The sequence below is a fragment of the Roseibium aggregatum genome, from assembly GCF_014692675.1.
GTDB classification, from domain to species: Bacteria; Pseudomonadota; Alphaproteobacteria; order Rhizobiales; family Stappiaceae; genus Roseibium; species Roseibium aggregatum_C.
Genome location: NZ_JABFCZ010000003.1, coordinates 61,125 through 78,256, shown reverse-complemented (window position 1 = coordinate 78,256; position 17,132 = coordinate 61,125). Strand labels below are relative to the sequence as shown.

The window sequence follows — 17,132 nt, the reverse complement described above, 5'->3', positions numbered from 1 at the left end:
ACGTCGTGTGAACTGTTTTTTATTGGTAAGCCCATTCCGGGCGCTGGATGAAAGTAAAGTGGGGCAAAGGGTGAGCAGCAACGACACGATCTACATCGGAACAAGCAACAAGGAAGAAACCCTCACGCTGAAACTCGCCAACCGGCACGGACTGATCACGGGCGCCACGGGCACCGGCAAGACCGTTTCGCTGCAGATCCTTGCGGAAGGCTTTTCGGCCGCCGGCGTTCCTGTCTTCTGCGCCGATATCAAGGGGGATCTTTCCGGTCTTGCGGAAGCCGGCGTTTCCAAGGATTTTCTGGAAAAACGCGCCGCCGATATCGGTTTTTCCGACAGATACACCTACGAGGCCTTCCCGGCCGTCTTTTGGGATCTGTTCGGCGAACAAGGCCACCCGATCCGCACCACCGTCTCCGAGGTCGGCCCCCTGCTTCTGGCCCGGTTGCTGGAACTCAACGACACCCAGGAAGGCGTCCTGAACGTCCTGTTCGAACTGGCCGACGACGAAGGCCTGCTTCTGCTCGACTTCAAGGACCTGCGCTCCATGCTTGCCCATGTCTCGGACCGGGCGGCGGAACTGTCGAAGCTGTACGGCAACGTGTCCAAGGCTTCCGTCGGCGCGATCCAGCGGCGCCTGCTGGTGCTGGAGCGCCAGGGCGGAGACAATCTGTTCGGCGAACCGGCGCTGGACATCCGCGATTTCATCCGGACGGCTCCCGACGGGCGGGGCATGGTGAATATCCTCGCCGCCGACAAGCTGATGAGTTCACCAAGGCTTTATGCGGTGTTTCTGCTGTGGATGCTGTCGGAACTGTTCGAGGAACTGCCGGAAATCGGCGATCCGGAAAAGCCGAAGCTGGTGTTCTTCTTCGATGAAGCGCACCTGCTGTTCGACGACGCACCGAAGGCGCTGATCGAAAAGGTGGAACAGGTGGTCCGGCTGGTCCGCTCCAAGGGGGTCGGGGTCTATTTTGTCACCCAGAACCCGCTCGATGTTCCCGAAACGGTGCTGTCGCAGCTCGGCAACCGGATCCAGCATGCACTGCGCGCCTTTACGCCGCGCGACCAGCGGGCCGTCCGCGCGGCCGCGGAAACCTTCCGCCCGAACCCGGACCTGGATACGGAACGGGTGATTACCGAACTCGGCGTCGGCGAGGCGCTTGTGTCCACGCTGGAAGGCAAGGGCATTCCCTCCATCGTCCAGCGCACCCTGATCCGCCCGCCGTCATCGCGGCTCGGCCCGATCACCGATGCGGAACGGCGCACAATGATCCAGTCCAGCCCGGTTTTCGGCCATTACGAGCGGACCAAGGACCGGGTCTCTGCCTATGAAATGCTGGCGCAACGGGCGGAGGAAAAACTGCGCCAGGAGGAACGGCAGCGGCAGGAAGAAGAACGCTATGCCGAAAAACGCGGCGAGCCGCGCCGGACCCGCTCCGGCTTCCAGCTCCCGGATTTCGGACGGGACGACCGGCCGCGCCGCGACAGCATGCGCCAGCGCTCCACGCGCAGATCGAACCGCGACTCCGTGCTCGAAGCCGGCCTGAAATCGGCCGCGCGCAGCCTCGGATCATCGCTCGGACGGGCGCTCGTGCGCGGTCTGCTCGGCAGCATCAAGCGCGGTTCCTGATCCCTGGGCCCGGGACGCCGGATGTCCGGCGTACCCGTGTTTGACGCGGCCGATTCCACATCCGTCCGCCGTACGTTCCAGTACGTTCGCGTTTGGACAACAGGCAACGCAGTCCGTCCGGAATTCCTCCCCTCCGTAACGTAATACGTGACAACGGCGCAGTCTCTGTGCCTCAATGGGACCATGCCGGGCTACCGAAACTGCTTCCTGCAGGTACTTGCCCGGGTTTCCGGGCGTCATGGCCTTTGCGTACTCTTTGATGCCATTGCACCCGGCAAGTTGTTTTTAACTGCTGAAATCGCCCCGGCGTGATGCGCCCGGGCTGATGTGGCCGTATCGGACCGGGGCTTCATTTTTTTGCCTTGATCTGTCCTGGCGCCAAAAACAGGGGGCACCTGCGCCGGCATCATCAGCGTTCATTTCGATGTGTTTTTGAAGAAAAAGGAATATCCAGATGGACGGGACAAGGGATGTTAAGGCGTCGGACCTGCTCGTAAGAGCCCTGGAAAACGAGGGCGTCGACTATATTTTCGGGATTCCGGGAGAGGAAAATCTCGACTTCCTCGAATCCTTGCGCAAATCGAGTATCCGCCTGGTCCTGACACGGCACGAACAGGCCGCAGGCTTCATGGCCGCCACTTACGGACGGCTGACGGGAAAGGTCGGCGTCTGCCTGTCCACGCTCGGCCCGGGCGCGACGAACTTTATGACCGCGGCCGCCTACGCCGATCTCGGTGCCTTTCCCATGCTGATGATTACGGGCCAGAAGCCGATCAAGCAGAGCAAGCAGGGCCGGTTCCAGATCGTCGACGTGGTCGCAACCATGCGGCCGGTGACCAAGTTCGCCCGCCAGATCGTCAACGGGGGCGCCATTCCCGCGCTCGTGCGCGAAGCCTTCCGCCTTGCCCGCGAGGAGCGCCCGGGGGCCGTCCTTCTGGAACTGCCGGAGGACATTGCCGAAGAGACGGTGCATGCCCCTTCGCTCATTCCGCCGACGACACCGCGCTACGCCGTGTGTTCGGACGGGCCGATCGACGAAGCGGTCGAGATGATCGAGGCGGCGAAATATCCGCTGCTTCTTGTGGGCGCCGGCGCGAACAGGAGACGGGTGATCCAGGAACTGACCACATTCGTCGCCAGAACGGGCATTCCCTTCTTCAACACCCAGATGGGCAAAGGCGTGGTCGAGGGGCAAAGCGACCGTTACATCGGGACCGCGGCGCTTTCGGACGGCGACTATGTCCATTGCGCCATCGACCGCTCCGATCTCGTGATCAATGTGGGGCACGATGTGGTCGAAAAACCGCCCTTCCTGATGAGACCGGGCGGAAAGAAGGTCATCCACGTCAACTTCGACACCGCCGTGGTGGACGAGGTCTATTTCCCGCAGCTTGAACTCGTCGGCGATATCGGACCGACCATCGCCAAGCTCACCGACCGGCTCAGCCCGTCCCCGAACCATGATTTTTCCTATTTCGAACGGGTCCGCGCGGAGGTGATGGAACACCTCAAGGAGGGCGCGGACGATCCGCGGTTCCCGCTCATTCCGCAGCGGATCGTCGCCGATGTCCGCAAGGTCATGCCCGCCGACGGCATCATTGCCCTCGACAACGGCATGTACAAGATCTGGTTCGCCCGCAACTATCGGACGGTCGTCGCCAACACGGTCCTGCTGGACAACGCGCTTGCGACGATGGGCGCGGGCCTGCCTTCGGCCATGGCCGCGGCAATGCTGCACCCGGACCGGCGCGTCATGGCGGTGTGCGGAGACGGCGGCTTCATGATGAACAGCCAGGAACTGGAAACCGCGGTCCGGCTCGGTCTCAACCTCGTCGTACTGATCCTCGATGACAGTTCCTACGGCATGATCCGCTGGAAACAGGCGGTGGGCGGCTTCGACGACTGGGGCCTGACGTTCTCAAACCCTGACTTCGTGAAATATGCCGAATCCTACGGTGCGAAAGGTCATCGGATCGAGGCGACGGAAGACTTCGTTCCGACCCTGAACGCCTGTTATGAGGCCGGCGGCGTGCATCTGGTTGCCGTTCCGGTCGACTACTCGGAAAACAAGCGCGTGCTGATCGACGAACTTGCGCAAAGGGTCTGCCTGATCTGAGACTGCGTGGCGGTTTTCCTAAAGGAAAGCCGCTGCGCTCTTTCGGCGTTCCGGAATTGCCGCATTGACCGGCAGTGTATCGGCACTCCATGAACCGGCAACGCCAACGGGTCTTGACGGCTTGCTCCCGACCCCCCACCACTTCGCCTATGCAACCGACCTCCGAACCTCTCATCCGCCCGGCCAGAACGCCCGATGACATGACCGCTGCCGCGAACCTGTTTCGCGCCTATGCGGACTGGCTGGACATCGATCTTTCCTACCAGGACTTCGAGGCGGAGCTGGCAGCCCTGCCGGGCAAATACGCGCCGCCAAAGGGCGAAATCCTGCTTGCATTGAACGGGGACGGAAAGGCGGTCGGCTGCGTCGGCCTGCGCCCGATCGAACCGGAAGGCGTCTGCGAGATGAAGCGGCTTTACGTGGCTCCGGAAGGCCGGGGCCTCGGCCTCGGCAACCGGCTGGTCGAGGCGATCCTCCAGGTGGCGGAGCGGGCCGGTTACAGCGAAATGCGGCTCGACACGCTGCCCTCCATGAAGAGCGCGATATCGCTTTATGAACGACACGGTTTTGAGCCAATGGAGCGCTATTACGATACGCCGGTCGCCGAAACGCTCTTTTTCCGGCGGAAGCTGGTGACCAGTTCAATTGGCGGGCATAATGTGGACAAAAGGCCATGATTCATGCCCGGCATCCAAGGTTCGGGGCGGATTGACGGCCAACCGCTTCTGTCCTGAAATTCAATCGCAAAAACCATAGGAATTACCGATGAGTACCATCGACAAGGTTCTCGCGCGGATCGACACCGATCTCGACAACAGCCTGGCGCGCCTGTTCGAACTCGTGAAGATCAAGAGCATTTCCACCGATCCGGCTTTCAACAAGGACTGCCGCGCTGCCGCGGAATGGCTGGCGAAGGAACTTACCGGTATCGGCATCGAGGCGAGCGTGCGCGAAACCGACGGCCACCCGATGGTTGTCGGCCACCGCAAGACGGGCAAGGCGGGCCCGCACGTGCTTTTTTACGGTCATTACGATGTCCAGCCGGTCGATCCGCTCGATCTTTGGGACACCGATCCGTTCGAACCGCGGATCGTTACCCGTCCTGACGGAACCAAGATCATCGTCGCCCGCGGTTCCGCCGACGACAAGGGCCAGCTGATGACCTTCGTCGAAGCCGCCCGCGCCTATCTTGCAGAGACCGGCGACCTGCCGGTGGACGTCACGGTCCTGTTCGAGGGGGAGGAGGAATCCGGTTCCCCGTCCCTGCATCCGTTCCTGACCGCCAACAAGGACGAACTGACCTGCGACCTGGCGCTCGTCTGCGACACCGGCATGTGGGACGCCGATACGCCTGCGATCTCGGTGATGCTGCGCGGCCTGCTCGGTGACGAAATCATCGTCAGGGCGGCCAGCCGCGACCTGCACTCCGGCAGCTATGGCGGCGCCGCGCAGAACCCGAACCACATCGTCGCCAGCATCATTGCCGGCCTGCATGACGAAAACGGCCACATCACCCTGCCCGGCTTTTATGACGGCGTCATCGAAATGCCGGAAGAGGTCACAAAGATGTGGGACGAGCTCGGCTTTTCGTCGGAGGAATTCCTGGGCGAGATCGGCCTGAAATATCCGCGCGGCGAAAGGGACCGTCAGCCGCTGGAACACATCTGGACCCGCCCGACCGCGGAAGTGAACGGCATGTGGGGCGGCTACCAGGGCCCGGGCTCCAAGACCGTTATTCCCGCGGAGGCACACGCCAAGTTCACCTTCCGCCTCGTCGGCGACCAGGATCCGGACAAGATCCGCGAAGCCTTCCGCGCCTATGTCCGCTCCAAGGTGCCGGCCGATTGTTCGGTCGAATTCCTGGGCAAGGAAGGCAGCCGGGCGCTGCGGCTCGATTTCGACATGCCGGCCCTGGAAAAGGGCCGGAAGGCGCTTTCCGATGAATGGGGCAAGCCTGCAGCGCTGATCGGCATGGGCGGTTCGATACCGATCGTCGGCGACTTCAAGCGCATGCTCGGCATGGATTCCCTGCTGATCGGCTTCGGCCTCGACGACGATCAGATCCACTCGCCCAATGAAAAATACAATCAGAAGAGCTTCCACAAGGGCATCCGCTCCTGGGCCCGGGTCCTGGATGCGCTCGCGAACGACTGACCTGCCGTGCAGGGGCCGGCATCCGGTCCCTGCCTTTTTCACTTATGCGGATTGAATGCCATGAAAGCGGTTTGTGTTTTTTGCGGATCGAGTTTCGGTGCACGCACGGCCTATGCCGACGTCGCAGCGGAAACCGGCCGGATCATCGCCGAACAGGGCCTGACCCTGGTCTATGGCGGCGCCAAGGTCGGTCTGATGGGCACGGTCGCGGATGCGGCCCTTGCCGCCGGCGGCCAGGTGATCGGCGTGCTGCCGGTTGCTCTTCAGGAGAAGGAACTCGCCCACGAAAAACTGAGCGAGCTGCATATCGTCTCTTCCATGCATGAGCGCAAGGCCAAGATGGCCGACCTTTCGGACGGCTTCATAGCCCTTCCCGGCGGGGCCGGCACCATGGAGGAAATCTTCGAGGTCTGGACCTGGGGGCAGCTCGGGCTGCACGGAAAGCCCTGCGGCTTCCTGAATGCGGACGGGTATTATGATCAGCTGATTGCGTTTTTCGACCATCAGACGGTCGAAGGCTTCATGAAGCCGGTCATGCGCGACATGGTGAAGGTCGCAGGTTCGCCCGGCGACCTGCTTGATCTCTTTCGCGCCTACGAGCCGCCATCGACGCCGAAGTGGATCAAGAAAGACGAAACCTGACCCAACGGCACTGAATTCTAAAGGTAATTCCGGTGAATATGGTTCACCGGAACCGACTAGGCGGCATCGGACGCGTCGAGGGCGGCAAGATCGCGTTTCAGAAACGTCTTTTGCCGCTCCAGCTCTTCCAGTTCTTCCAGCAACTGGGCCATCCGCTTTCTCAAGGCACGGGCATAGGCTTTGCTGAAATCACGGTCGGCGAGTTCGTCGCGCTGGCGCAAGAGGTCGCGAATCTCGCGAACAGACATTCCCGTACGCCGGCAATCGAATACCAGATCGAGGCGGCTGACATCCTCTTCCGAGTAGAAGCGGGTATGCTGATTGGGTCGATGGGGCCGCACCAATCCGCTTTGCTCGTAATAGCGCAATGTCCGCAACGACGTGTCGTAACGGTTCGCCAGGTCGGCAATCTTGTAATTCCCCGACTTCAAAGCCGGACGATTTTGAAACTGGTTGTTCACGTGCACACTCCTGGCCGGGTTCTTTTTGATTGCCCCGGTCCGAGTTTTTCCGGTTATCAGCCGTGCTTCCGTTTGGAAGCCATGAGAGGTCGACGCCCCTTCTTGCAGGAGAGATTACCTTGCGGGAGATTGAAGTCAAACAAAATTTTTTATTTCTTAAAATTTTTTAGTTCACTACAAATAATTATTCCACCGCTACGAACCGCCATCGATGCCGAAATGGATCAGGAAGGACCTGAGCAAAAGAAAAGCACCGCGAACCAGGTTCGCGGTGCTCTGCCTTGGGTCGATGGAGGTAACCCGGCCTTGTTGTTATGTCACCGGGCCATATGCGGCGCGCGTCCGGGGCTTTGTTGATTTCCCTTCGACACATGTGGCCGCATCCACAAGGCATTTTGAATCCGGCGCTCGTGCATGAAAACGCCGGGGAATACTCAGCTCGCCAGCCGTTCCTCAAGCAGGCCGAGGCCGCGCTCCAGCGCCTGTTTCTGTTCTTCGAGCTGTTCCCGTTCCTGCAACAGCTCGGACAGCCGGTTCCGCAATTCGCGGGCGTGCGCCTTATCGAAGTCCCTGCCCGGAAGTGTGTCGCGGAGACGGAGAAGCGATGCGATGGCGCGGACCGACATGCCCGTGAGGCGGCAATCGAACACGAAGTCGAGCCGTTCGACATCGGCCCGCGAATAGACCCGCGTATTGGGCTTTGGCCGTGCAGGTTGCACCAGGCCGTGCTGTTCATAGAAACGGAGTGTCCTGAGCGAGGTATCGTAGCGCTCGACCAGATCCGAAATGGTATAGTTCTCTGACCGCAGTAGCGGCCGTGGCTTGAATTGACTGACCACGAGCAACTCCTGTCCGGCCCCTTGCCGAAAGGCGCCGAAATCCGATTTTCGATGTTTGAAACGAACTATTGGGCTTCCACGCTGAAGCCATACGGAGGTCCAAGCCTCACGAACCTGCGCATTTATTAATTCAGACGGTGAATTAAATCAAGAAAATTTTTTCATTTGGTCTAATTTTTTTCACACGACATATAATCAATTGTTTTATATATCTTTTTCACCTTACTCAAGGGAATGAACTCGGTAAGACGGCCGCCGTTTCGCTGATGAAATTGAGAAAATCAGGCTGCCGCATCGCCCCTGCCCGGTCCGGATGAAGGCCGTGATCCATTTCATGTCCGGGCGCGGATCGACGCTCTTGTGCACAAGAGGCTTGGATCAAACAACCTGCGGTCCTTTGCATCCGGGTGCACCCGGTGCTATGTCCGCCGGACTGTCCATTTTGCCAATACGGACAAAGCTTTGCCGGAGTCACCTTATTCCATGCGCCCGCCGCTGTTCCCGATTGTCTGCCTCCTCGGTTATCTCGTTGCCGCCTGCTCCCCCACGCTCGACGATACGGGGCCGGTCCTGGTGGCGCAGACATCCGATGTGACGCTGGTGAAAATCTCGAGGGACAGTGTCGGCGGCATTACGGCGGATACCCGCTACGGCACGAAGGCGATCGAAGCCGCCCTGCCCGGCTTCACCGCCGAAGGGATCCAGACGGCGGAAGAAAACACCACGGAATGGGCCATCGGCGCGTTCAACTCTGACGGCTTCCAGGTTCTTCAGGTCTTCAAGGGCAAGGACGGCAAGGTTCGCGCCGTCCACGGTGTCACCCACCATCTGCAGGGCCCGAACGGCGAGCGGATCGGCATGACCTTCGCCCAGGTCGGCACCTCGCGCAGCGATTGCCGGGTGGGCAAGAACCTGTGGCGCGGGATGGCGATCTGCAAGGCCAAGGGGACCCCGAACGTGGAACTGGTCTTCGCCATTCCCGAATATCCGGGCCCGTTCGACAGGCTTGCACCGCAAGACGAGCTGCGCAATGCAGGCCTCCAGCGCATCCTGTGGTTCCCGCCGAAGAGTTGATCTGGCCGGATCTTGTCGGGCCTAGATATGCGGACCTGAGCGGAGTTCCACCGACCCGACCGGCCGCCAGACGTTGCGCTTTTTGAGGACCTTTTCGCGCAGGTCCGAATAGGCCAGGTGAAGCTTCAGTTCCCGCTCCCGAATACCGGGCAGGCCCAAGGGGTCGAGGCCGGTCCAGGGCAGGAACGGATTGCGGCGCATGTGCCAGTGAACCTCGGCCCTCGTGGTCGGCCGGTCAGAGGGCGTGCGGCCGTGGAAGGCGAAGGTATCGGCCACGATCAGCGTGTTCGCCGGCACCGCCATCCTCACCGGCTGCGGCAGACCCAACGCATCCAGTTCTTCGGGCCGGATGCGGAACGAGCCGCTGGCGTGGTGGTTGCGCCCGTCGGTGCTGGCCGTCAGCGAGCACTGATACTCCCATTCCAGGCGCTCCGGCGTGACCTTGTGCGACCCGGGCACAAAGCAGAACGGCCCGTCCTCCTCGCCGACGTCCTGCAGGAACAGCCAGGCCTTCGATGTGGCATGGAAGGTGTCGGCATGGACATCCGTCTGCGGATCCTTCTTGCCGCGCTGCGGTTCGGCGATCACCGTCTGCAGAAACATCTGCGGCTGGCCGCCCTGGGAGGCGGCATAATGGATCATCGCCCTGGCCCGCGGATCCCGCACGGTTTTTGCCAGCGCCGGATTGGCGGCAAGCACGTTCGGCGGCAGGGGCGTCATGCGCGTCACGGTCTGGCCCTGGCGCATCTCCCGGGCTTCGAACGGTCCGCTCGTGACTTCTTCCGTCAGCGCCTTGTAGAGATCATCGGGCAGGAAATTGCGGACAAGAAAATAACCGTTTTCATCGAAAAACCGGCGCTCCTCGTCAGGCACGGACGCAGCCAGACGCCGGCGCCTGGAGGCGGCAAGGGCGGCTGCCACCTGCACCCGTTTCCGGTGAAGGCCCCAGCGGTTCAGCTTCGGGCTGCCGATGATGGGATTCTTTCGATAGGATTTTTCCGTCCCGAAGACCCCCAGAAGCCAGATCGGCGCATTCAGATAAGACAGGGCATTCATCGATAAGGCTCGCGACGTCAGGCTGGAAACTCGGGTCTTCTGATTATCATTACCCTACCTGCCGCCTTCTACCAAGATCGACCGTGACGGCCAGCGATTCCTCCGCTAAGCCTTGGGCATGACGAAACCAGCAAACCGCCCGGTCCTTGATGTTCCAACCCTTGCCGAAGGCATCCGGTCCGGCAACCGGGCGACCCTTGCCCGCGCCATCACCCTGGTGGAATCACGCAAGGCGGAGCACCGCAGGATTGCCCGGGAGCTGATCCAGGAACTGCTGCCCCGGACCGGCAGGGCCCTTCGGGTCGGGATTACCGGCGTTCCGGGCGTCGGCAAATCAACGACGATCGACACGCTCGGCTCTAACCTGACGGCCGCCGGCCACAAGGTGGCGGTGCTTGCGGTCGACCCGTCCTCGACGCGCACCGGCGGTTCGATCCTCGGCGACAAGACCCGCATGGCCCGGCTTGCCGTCGACAAGGATGCCTTCATCCGCCCGTCCCCGTCTGCGGGCACGCTCGGCGGGGTCGCGGCCAAGACCCGGGAAACCATGCTTTTGTGCGAGGCGGCAGGCTTCGATATCATTCTTGTGGAAACCGTCGGCATCGGCCAGTCGGAGACCACCGTTGCCGACATGGTCGACTTCTTTCTCGTGCTGATGCTGCCCGGCGCCGGCGACGAGCTGCAGGGAATCAAGAAAGGCGTCCTGGAAATCGCCGACATGATCGCCGTCAACAAGGCGGATGGCGAAGGCGCCACGCGGGCTCGCTCGGCAGCGTCGGACTACCGGGCAGCGCTTCATATCCTGGCGCCGAAATCGCCGACCTGGACCCCGCCGGTAATCACCATTTCCGGCCTTGCCAACGAAGGCCTCGACGCGCTCTGGGAGCAGGTCGAACTGCACCGGACCAGAATGACCGCGAGCGGCGAATGGCAATCCCGCCGCGCCGACCAGCAGGTTGCCTGGATGTGGGATCTCCTGCAGCAGCGCATGATGGAAGCGCTCAAAAACGACAAGCGGACCGCGGACCGCCTGAAAGCCCTCGAAACGTCCGTGCGCGAAGGCGAGACGGCGGTGTCGATCGCGGTGGAGGAGATCGCGGGTCTGATCGGCATTTGAGGCCGGGGCCTAGATTTTCGGGTCAATCAGCCGCCGGACCTGGGCGACGCAATCATCGGCCATGGTCTTCGACAGGCCGGCCTTTCCGAGCACACGCAATCCGAAATAACTTGAAAGCACACCGCGCGCGGTTGCCCGAACCCATTCCGGATCCGGCCGATGCGGCCTGTCTTCAAGCGCGGCCCTGAACCCGTTTTCAAGACGGAACACCATTGCCTGCAGCCGTTCCTCGATCTCTGCATCGTGTGCGGCGCGGTCAATGAGGGCATTGCACAGGAAGCAGCCCGAGCGGTCGCCGTCGGTCCTGGCGGATGCTGCAACGGCTTCAAACAGGGCAAGGATGCGATCGGCTCCGCTTCCCTGATCCGTATCCATCAGGTTCCGGACCGTCCGGCCGATCACCTTGTCATCGTAATAGTCGAGGGTCTTGAGATAGATGGATTTCTTGTCCGCAAAGGCCTTGTAGAACGACCCCTTGGTGATCTTCATGGCCTCCAGCAGGCAGGCCAGAGAGGCATCCTCGTAGCCATGGTCCCAGAACAGGTGCATGGCAGCCGTTATGGCCGTGTCCGGATCGAATTCACGCGGCCGCGCCATTTTTTCCGACCTCCTGTACCCCAGATCGAGCCGTCCTGATCCGACTGTTCCTCATCACCCGGCAATCACCTCAATGTGTTTTGTACCAATCGGTTCCAAACTCTAGATTTCCCTTGCCGGTGACACAGCGACTGGTTCGGCCGATTGGGAACCAAATGGTACACAATTCGAACCGTCATCTCAATCGACTCTGCGTCGCCGGATCGCCATTCTACAAGGGAGATACATTCCATGACGACCTTCATTCGCGGCGGCATTGCCGCGGTTTTCCTCCTTGTCGCGTTTGCGGCAAATTCCCTGGCCGCCGGGGTCGATGTCAATGCCACGACCACCGGGCTCGCGCTTCGCGGCTATGACCCGGTATCCTATTTCAAGGCCGGGGAACCCCAGGCCGGGGACATCAACCTGACCGCCGACTACAAGGGCGCCACCTATCGCTTTGCAACCAAGGAAAACCAGGAAGCCTTCCAGGCAAATCCGGCCAAATACGCCCCGCAGTTTGGCGGCTTCTGCGCATTCGGCACCGCCATGGGCTACAAGTTCGACGGCGACCCGCATGTCTGGAAGATCGTCGATGACAAGCTCTACCTGAACCTGTCCAAGGCCGTGTCCAAGCGCTGGAACGAAGACGTCCCCGGCTACATCAAGACCGCCAATGAAAAGTGGCAGGCGATCGCAGACAAGGCTCCGAGCGACCTGCAGTAAGAAGCCTCCTGAACCAAGCTGCTGCATCTGCTCGCTGCGGACGAGGCGCGCCACCGCCTCGTCCGCAATCCGTTTTCGAATAGCTGTTGTCCGAAGCTCCAAACGGAGCGATCCTGCGGCCGAAACTCTTCAAACCCTCAAGCTCTTTACAGCTTCCGGGAGGCCGCCCCTGAAAACCGTTCTTGTCACAGGCTTCGAGCCTTTCCCCGGAATGCCGGTCAACCCGACAGCGCTCCTCATGAAGCGGCTGCCGCGGCGGCTGATCCCCGAGGTTCGCGGAACCCGTTTCCTTTTTGAAATCCTGCCGACGACCTGGACCGGACGGTTCGAAGTCGCTGAAAGGCTGCGCCGTGACCTTTCGCCCGATGCCATCGTGCATTTCGGGGTCGACGGCAGCCGCCGGACCATCAATATCGAAACCCGGGCAGTCAATCGGGCGACACGGGTGAAACCGGATGCCGGCGGCGCCCATGCCGAAACCTCTCCGCTTCAGGCCGGCGCGGAAACGGCCAGAACCTCCACCCTGCCTTTCAGGGCCCTTTACGAGGCTGCCGCGCGGTCAGGCCTTCCTGTCGCTCTTTCCCGCGATGCCGGCACCTACCTGTGCAACGCGACCTTGTGGGACAGTATCGGCAGCGGCATCCCGTCCGTCTTCGTTCATGTGCCGCCCCTGCCCCGCGGGCGTTTCGACACAAGACCGTCGCTGCAGCAGATCGAGAAGGCGGCCATCCTCATCCTTGAAGAGACCCGGCGGCGCATCTGACCTTCAGTTCTGGCCGGTCAGCACGTCCTTGTGGTCATAGAGGAAGTGGCGCAAAGCCATGAACAGTTCGGCCGCATGCATCTGGTCGCCGCGGGCGACGGCTGCGCGGATATCGTCCTCGATCATAGCCTTGATTTTTTCGGGGCCATGGTCTTCGTGTAGCAGATAGGCGCCCAGCGCGGCCGCCGCGATTTCAGGGATATGTTCGTGCTCGGCAAGGGCCAGGATTTCGTCTTCCCTGAGATCGCTCAGGCCGATGCAATCCTCTATCGTGATCATCTTCCGCCTCCCTTCCTCCTCAGCCGATTATGCCCATGGTCGGAATGAAAACATTGACCGGCGTCAATGGCGGACCATGGATCGGGTAACGCGTTTGCGCCTAATCGGCACGATGTTTGCTCAAGAATGGGCATGAGCAAACGCATTTCCAAATCCGGGACAGATTGCACCGGTACGCCCGGTGTTTCCCGAAGGTTCAGCGCCGGAATGACCCGCCGGGCGTTCCTTGGTGGGACAATGGGCGGCACGGCGCTGTGCCTTTCCGGCACGGCCGCAAGCGCCCTTGTCCAGGTCGCCGAACTGCGCGGATCGATCGATGCGACCGATCTGGGTCTTTATCCGAATGCTTCCAGCGACCAGAGCGCCCTGTTTCAGGACGCGGTCAACCGGGCCGCGGAAAAGGGCCGCGCCCTGTTTCTTCCGGCCGGCACCTATCCGGTCTCCAACCTGAATTTTCCCTCCGGGACCCTCATCGTCGGCATTCCCGGGCGCACCCGGCTGATCTACCAGGGCGGCGGCGGACTGCTGGCCACGGCCAAGGGCGTCAACAATGTCGGGCTCAACGGCATCACTTTCGACGGAGCCAACCGGTCGATCGGCGACGAGACCGACGGGCTTTTGCATTTCATCGGCGTGCGCCAGCTCACCATCCAGAATTGCGAAGTAACCGGCTCCAGCCGGACCGGCCTGCTGATGGATCGCTGTTCGGGCCGGGTGACCGATAGCCACGTGTCGGGCGCGGCGGAGGCCGGCATCGTCTCCAACGAAGCCGACGGCCTGGCGCTTACCGGAAATGTGGTCACCGACTGCGCCAACGGCGGCATCTGGGTGCACCGGTGGAGCGAAGGCGAGGACGGCACGCTTGTTTCCGGCAACCGGGTGGAACGAATCGGCGCCAAGCACGGCGGCACCGGCCAGTGGGGCAACGGCATCAACGTATTCCGCGCCCATGGCGTGGTGATTTCGGGCAACCGGATCGCCGACTGCGCCTTTTCCGCGATCCGGTCCAACACCGGTTCCAACGTGCAAATCACCGGCAACTCCTGCCTGCGCTCCGGGGAAGTGGCGATCTATTCCGAATTCACCTTTCAGGGCGCGGTGATTTCCAACAATCTGATCGACGGGGCGACCACCGGCGTTTCCATCGCCAATTTCATGGACGGCGGACGGCTTGCGGTCTGTTCGGGAAATCTCATTCGCAACCTGACCGATGTCGGCCCCTATCCGCCGGAGGTCGCCGGCTTCGGCATCGGCATCGCCGCCGAGGCGGACACGACGATTACCGGAAACGTGATCGAGGGCGCGCCGCGATTCGGCCTGCTGCTCGGCTGGGGTCCCTACATGCGCAACATCATCGCGTCCCAGAACATGCTGCGCGATTGCGGCACGGGGATTGCGGTTACCGTCGTAGAGGGCGCGGGATCGGCGGTCATCAGCAACAATATCGTGCAGGGCAGCCGGACCGGCGCGATCAACGGCTACCGCTGGCTCGACAAGGCGACCGGCGAACTGAACGGCTCGACCGACTGGCCCAATCTCACCGTCAGCGGCAACCAGGTCGCGGCCTGACCGGCGGCTGCGCCAACAACCTTACCGGGGCCCGATCGCGTGCGCGGTGTTGTCGCGGCATCGGTATCTCAACCTATGTTAGGACTCCCGCAGTTGGGGAGCTATACCAATTGCAATTGGTATCAGGACGGGTGGAATGAGCGACAAACGCTTCCGACATGCAAAGATTCTCGCGGTCACCGGAATCCTGCTGGCGATACCGACCGGGCTGGTGAGCTATTCTCCGACCCTTTACCGGATGTTCTGCAATCTGACCGGCTACGGCGGAACCGTGCAGCGCGCAGTCGCCAAGGAATCGGACACCAAGACGTCCAATGAAAAAGTCACCGTCTCCTTCGACGCCAATGTGGCCCCCGGTCTCTCCTGGGAGTTCCGTCCGGAACAGCACAAGGTCGAGGCCCGGATCGAAGAGCCGACGAAGGTCTACTACTACGCCAAGAACAACAGCGACGAGACGCAGATCGCCCAGGCGACCTACAACGTCACGCCGTATCAGGCCGCGCCCTATTTCTTCAAGATCGAGTGCTTCTGCTTCACCCAGGAAAAGCTTGGTCCCGGCGAGAGTGCCCGCATGCCGCTCGTCTTTTATGTCGACGAGGAAATGCTGAAGGACAGCGACGCCAAGGACGCCCATGACATCACCCTGTCCTATACGTTCTTCCGCCAGAAGAACCTGTCGGCGAAAGAGGTCGCAGCGGCCCGCGACCTGAAGGCCGGGTCGGAAGAAAAGGACGCGAAGCTGAAGAGCACGGCCTCGGCCCAGTTCGAAAACGACGCCCCCAGACAATGAAACGGCTTTTGACGATGCGACATCTTTCCCTGTCCCGTGCTCCGCTCCTGTTGGCTGCCGCCATCCTGGCCCTTGCGATCGGGCATTTGCCTGACCGCGCCAAGGCGCACAGCTACAACCTGCACGGCATCATGGTCGGCCATGTCTGGGCGCCGCCGCCCGCCGACGGCGAAGACGGGATCGCGGTCTATGGCCCGATCCTCAACACCGGAGCCGAGGCCCTCCAGCTTGTCGGCGCTTCCAGCCCGATTGCGGAGCAAACCCGGTTCCGGATTTCAAAGGACGGCGCGGTGAGCTGGCCCGACAGCATCGAATTGCGCCCGAACAAGCCGTTCGGTATGGCCAAGTGGCGGGAGCACATCTGGCTGTCCGGTCTGAAGAAGACGGTCAAGGAAGGCGACCAGTTCGAAGTCGTTCTCGATTTCGGCAGCGCCGGCAAACTGCCGGTCGAGGTCGTCGTCGAAAAGAGCGCCAATCACTGACTGGTCTTCCGGGATCGGACCAGGATCTCTGTCAGGCTTTTGAGAACCGCAGCGACAGGCAGGACAGGCCGCCGTCCACCTTGCGCGCCTGGTGGGTCGGCACGGTCACTGTCCGGAACCCGCCTGCTTCTATTGCAGCCTGCGTTTCCGGATAGCCTTCGGGGACGAGAACCACGTCGTTCACGCGGATGACATTGGCCGCGTAGTCCTCACCGTCCGGCACGGCGATCGTTCTGCGGCTGCCGAAAAAGCCGCTGTCGATCATCACCTTCGTTGCCAGGATCACGCCCTCTCCGAGGGTGGAACAGGCTGTCTTGAAATGCAGCACGCCCTCCGGCGTTTCGGCGACGCGGGCGTTATAGCCCCATTGGTCAAGCAAACCGGCAAAGGCTTCAGCGCCCTCCCGGTCTGTCCGGGCGGACAGGCCGATGAGGATCTCGTCGTCGAGCGTCAGCACGTCGCCACCGTCCACATGACCGCTGCCCGGGATTTCAACAACCCGGTCGAAACGGCTTTCCAGCGCCGCGCGGATTTCTTCTGCCTCCCCCTTCCGGCTTTCCGCGCCGGGCCGCAGCAGGATCGCGCCGTCGGGCAAGCAGAATGCCGGATCCTCGACGAAACAGCTGTCGGGATAGGCCTCGAGCGGCGGCAGGACATCCACGGTCAGGCCGGCCGCTTCAAGCGCCTGCACATAGGCCGCATGTTCGGCCCGAAACGCCGCGCCGCTCGGATCTCCCGCATCAACCGCGCGCAAACCGTTTGCCACGCTGTCGGCGGGTGTGCGGGTGATGGCATGGGTAAAGCGCCAGGACAGGCCTTCGCGGCGGGGCATCACAGATCCCTTGTGTCTGGAGGGCA

At 61.8% G+C, this 17,132-nt stretch carries 18 protein-coding genes; 12 read left to right on the top strand and 6 right to left on the bottom strand.

Going from position 1 to position 17,132, the window contains the following annotated elements; all coding sequences use genetic code 11:
* The first annotated feature begins 70 nt into the window (after positions 1 to 70).
* The 5 genes from HK439_RS02780 (at position 71) to HK439_RS02760 (ending at position 6,542) form a co-directional block, all read left to right on the top strand.
* Positions 71 to 1,630, top strand: a complete 1,560-nt coding sequence (locus HK439_RS02780) for a helicase HerA-like C-terminal domain-containing protein (protein WP_190289847.1) — start codon at positions 71 to 73, stop codon at positions 1,628 to 1,630.
* 454 nt (positions 1,631 to 2,084) lie between these two features.
* A complete protein-coding gene (locus HK439_RS02775; RefSeq protein WP_190289846.1) occupies positions 2,085 to 3,746 on the top strand; it encodes an acetolactate synthase large subunit in 1,662 nt (553 codons plus the stop codon).
* Positions 3,747 to 3,946: 200 nt separating this feature from the next.
* On the top strand, positions 3,947 to 4,423 hold the full coding sequence (locus tag HK439_RS02770; RefSeq protein WP_235987544.1) for a GNAT family N-acetyltransferase: 477 nt from the start codon (positions 3,947 to 3,949) through the stop codon (positions 4,421 to 4,423).
* Between the two features lie 88 nt (positions 4,424 to 4,511).
* Positions 4,512 to 5,900, top strand: a complete 1,389-nt coding sequence (locus tag HK439_RS02765) for a dipeptidase (protein ID WP_190289844.1) — start codon at positions 4,512 to 4,514, stop codon at positions 5,898 to 5,900.
* Positions 5,901 to 5,960: 60 nt separating this feature from the next.
* The gene (locus HK439_RS02760) at positions 5,961 to 6,542 is read left to right on the top strand and encodes a TIGR00730 family Rossman fold protein (RefSeq protein ID WP_190289843.1); all 582 of its coding nucleotides are present in this window, start codon (positions 5,961 to 5,963) and stop codon (positions 6,540 to 6,542) included.
* Positions 6,543 to 6,598: 56 nt separating this feature from the next.
* Here the strand turns inward: HK439_RS02760 and HK439_RS02755 are convergent, their stop codons facing one another.
* Together HK439_RS02755 and HK439_RS02750 are read right to left on the bottom strand one after the other, a co-directional pair.
* Positions 6,599 to 7,003, bottom strand: a complete 405-nt coding sequence (locus HK439_RS02755; protein ID WP_190289842.1) for a MerR family transcriptional regulator — start codon at positions 7,001 to 7,003, stop codon at positions 6,599 to 6,601.
* A gap of 434 nt (positions 7,004 to 7,437) precedes the next feature.
* Positions 7,438 to 7,842 carry a MerR family transcriptional regulator gene (locus HK439_RS02750; protein WP_190289841.1) on the bottom strand — a complete coding sequence of 135 codons (405 nt, stop codon included), beginning with the start codon at positions 7,840 to 7,842 and terminating at the stop codon, positions 7,438 to 7,440.
* Between the two features lie 483 nt (positions 7,843 to 8,325).
* Here HK439_RS02750 and HK439_RS02745 point away from each other — a divergent pair, with 483 nt between their 5' ends.
* Positions 8,326 to 8,916 (top strand): DUF1131 family protein, encoded by a 591-nt coding sequence (locus HK439_RS02745; RefSeq protein WP_190289840.1) that lies wholly within the window; start codon positions 8,326 to 8,328, stop codon positions 8,914 to 8,916.
* Between the two features lie 21 nt (positions 8,917 to 8,937).
* Here HK439_RS02745 and HK439_RS02740 read toward each other — a convergent pair whose 3' ends face one another.
* A complete protein-coding gene (locus HK439_RS02740) occupies positions 8,938 to 9,972 on the bottom strand; it encodes a phytanoyl-CoA dioxygenase family protein (protein ID WP_190289839.1) in 1,035 nt (344 codons plus the stop codon).
* Between the two features lie 118 nt (positions 9,973 to 10,090).
* Here HK439_RS02740 and meaB point away from each other — a divergent pair, with 118 nt between their 5' ends.
* The gene (meaB, locus tag HK439_RS02735) at positions 10,091 to 11,089 is read left to right on the top strand and encodes a methylmalonyl Co-A mutase-associated GTPase MeaB (protein WP_190289838.1); all 999 of its coding nucleotides are present in this window, start codon (positions 10,091 to 10,093) and stop codon (positions 11,087 to 11,089) included.
* Positions 11,090 to 11,098: 9 nt separating this feature from the next.
* On the opposite strand, the gene HK439_RS02730 is transcribed toward meaB, so the two are convergent.
* Positions 11,099 to 11,686, bottom strand: coding sequence for a TetR/AcrR family transcriptional regulator (locus HK439_RS02730; RefSeq protein ID WP_190289837.1), 588 nt, complete (start codon positions 11,684 to 11,686; stop codon positions 11,099 to 11,101).
* A 231-nt stretch (positions 11,687 to 11,917) separates the two neighbouring features.
* Between HK439_RS02730 and HK439_RS02725 the strand changes: the two genes are divergently transcribed.
* Positions 11,918 to 12,391 (top strand): YHS domain-containing (seleno)protein, encoded by a 474-nt coding sequence (locus HK439_RS02725; RefSeq protein WP_190289836.1) that lies wholly within the window; start codon positions 11,918 to 11,920, stop codon positions 12,389 to 12,391.
* A 169-nt stretch (positions 12,392 to 12,560) separates the two neighbouring features.
* Positions 12,561 to 13,154 (top strand): pyroglutamyl-peptidase I, encoded by a 594-nt coding sequence (locus HK439_RS02720; RefSeq protein ID WP_268956865.1) that lies wholly within the window; start codon positions 12,561 to 12,563, stop codon positions 13,152 to 13,154.
* Between the two features lie 3 nt (positions 13,155 to 13,157).
* Here HK439_RS02720 and HK439_RS02715 read toward each other — a convergent pair whose 3' ends face one another.
* Positions 13,158 to 13,433: a hypothetical protein gene (locus HK439_RS02715; RefSeq protein ID WP_190289834.1), complete on the bottom strand. Its 276-nt coding sequence runs from the start codon at positions 13,431 to 13,433 to the stop codon at positions 13,158 to 13,160.
* Positions 13,434 to 13,640: 207 nt separating this feature from the next.
* Between HK439_RS02715 and HK439_RS02710 the strand changes: the two genes are divergently transcribed.
* The 3 genes from HK439_RS02710 to HK439_RS02700 all read left to right on the top strand — a co-directional run bounded on the left by HK439_RS02710 (position 13,641) and on the right by HK439_RS02700 (position 16,274).
* Entirely contained in the window at positions 13,641 to 15,002 is a 1,362-nt protein-coding gene (locus HK439_RS02710) for a TIGR03808 family TAT-translocated repetitive protein (RefSeq protein ID WP_190290016.1), read from the top strand.
* Between the two features lie 136 nt (positions 15,003 to 15,138).
* Positions 15,139 to 15,792, top strand: coding sequence for a cytochrome c oxidase assembly protein (locus HK439_RS02705; protein WP_190289833.1), 654 nt, complete (start codon positions 15,139 to 15,141; stop codon positions 15,790 to 15,792).
* Positions 15,793 to 15,806: 14 nt separating this feature from the next.
* Positions 15,807 to 16,274, top strand: a complete 468-nt coding sequence (locus HK439_RS02700; protein ID WP_190289832.1) for a copper chaperone PCu(A)C — start codon at positions 15,807 to 15,809, stop codon at positions 16,272 to 16,274.
* 31 nt (positions 16,275 to 16,305) lie between these two features.
* Here the strand turns inward: HK439_RS02700 and HK439_RS02695 are convergent, their stop codons facing one another.
* A complete protein-coding gene (locus tag HK439_RS02695) occupies positions 16,306 to 17,106 on the bottom strand; it encodes a dimethylarginine dimethylaminohydrolase family protein (RefSeq protein WP_190289831.1) in 801 nt (266 codons plus the stop codon).
* Positions 17,107 to 17,132: the final 26 nt, after the last annotated feature.

Bases quoted from the DNA above. Each gene is read 5' to 3' on its own strand.
- HK439_RS02775 (WP_190289846.1), top strand. From the start codon at position 2,085: ATGGACGGGACAAGGGATGTTAAGGCGTCGGACCTGCTCGTAAGAGCC.
- HK439_RS02770 (WP_235987544.1), top strand. From the start codon at position 3,947: ATGACCGCTGCCGCGAACCTGTTTCGCGCCTATGCGGACTGGCTGGAC.
- HK439_RS02765 (WP_190289844.1), top strand. From the start codon at position 4,512: ATGAGTACCATCGACAAGGTTCTCGCGCGGATCGACACCGATCTCGAC.
- HK439_RS02760 (WP_190289843.1), top strand. From the start codon at position 5,961: ATGAAAGCGGTTTGTGTTTTTTGCGGATCGAGTTTCGGTGCACGCACG.
- HK439_RS02745 (WP_190289840.1), top strand. From the start codon at position 8,326: ATGCGCCCGCCGCTGTTCCCGATTGTCTGCCTCCTCGGTTATCTCGTT.
- HK439_RS02740 (WP_190289839.1), bottom strand. From the start codon at position 9,972: ATGAATGCCCTGTCTTATCTGAATGCGCCGATCTGGCTTCTGGGGGTC.
- meaB (WP_190289838.1), top strand. From the start codon at position 10,091: ATGACGAAACCAGCAAACCGCCCGGTCCTTGATGTTCCAACCCTTGCC.
- HK439_RS02730 (WP_190289837.1), bottom strand. From the start codon at position 11,686: ATGGCGCGGCCGCGTGAATTCGATCCGGACACGGCCATAACGGCTGCC.
- HK439_RS02725 (WP_190289836.1), top strand. From the start codon at position 11,918: ATGACGACCTTCATTCGCGGCGGCATTGCCGCGGTTTTCCTCCTTGTC.
- HK439_RS02715 (WP_190289834.1), bottom strand. From the start codon at position 13,433: ATGATCACGATAGAGGATTGCATCGGCCTGAGCGATCTCAGGGAAGAC.
- HK439_RS02710 (WP_190290016.1), top strand. From the start codon at position 13,641: ATGACCCGCCGGGCGTTCCTTGGTGGGACAATGGGCGGCACGGCGCTG.
- HK439_RS02705 (WP_190289833.1), top strand. From the start codon at position 15,139: ATGAGCGACAAACGCTTCCGACATGCAAAGATTCTCGCGGTCACCGGA.
- HK439_RS02700 (WP_190289832.1), top strand. From the start codon at position 15,807: ATGCGACATCTTTCCCTGTCCCGTGCTCCGCTCCTGTTGGCTGCCGCC.
- HK439_RS02695 (WP_190289831.1), bottom strand. From the start codon at position 17,106: ATGCCCCGCCGCGAAGGCCTGTCCTGGCGCTTTACCCATGCCATCACC.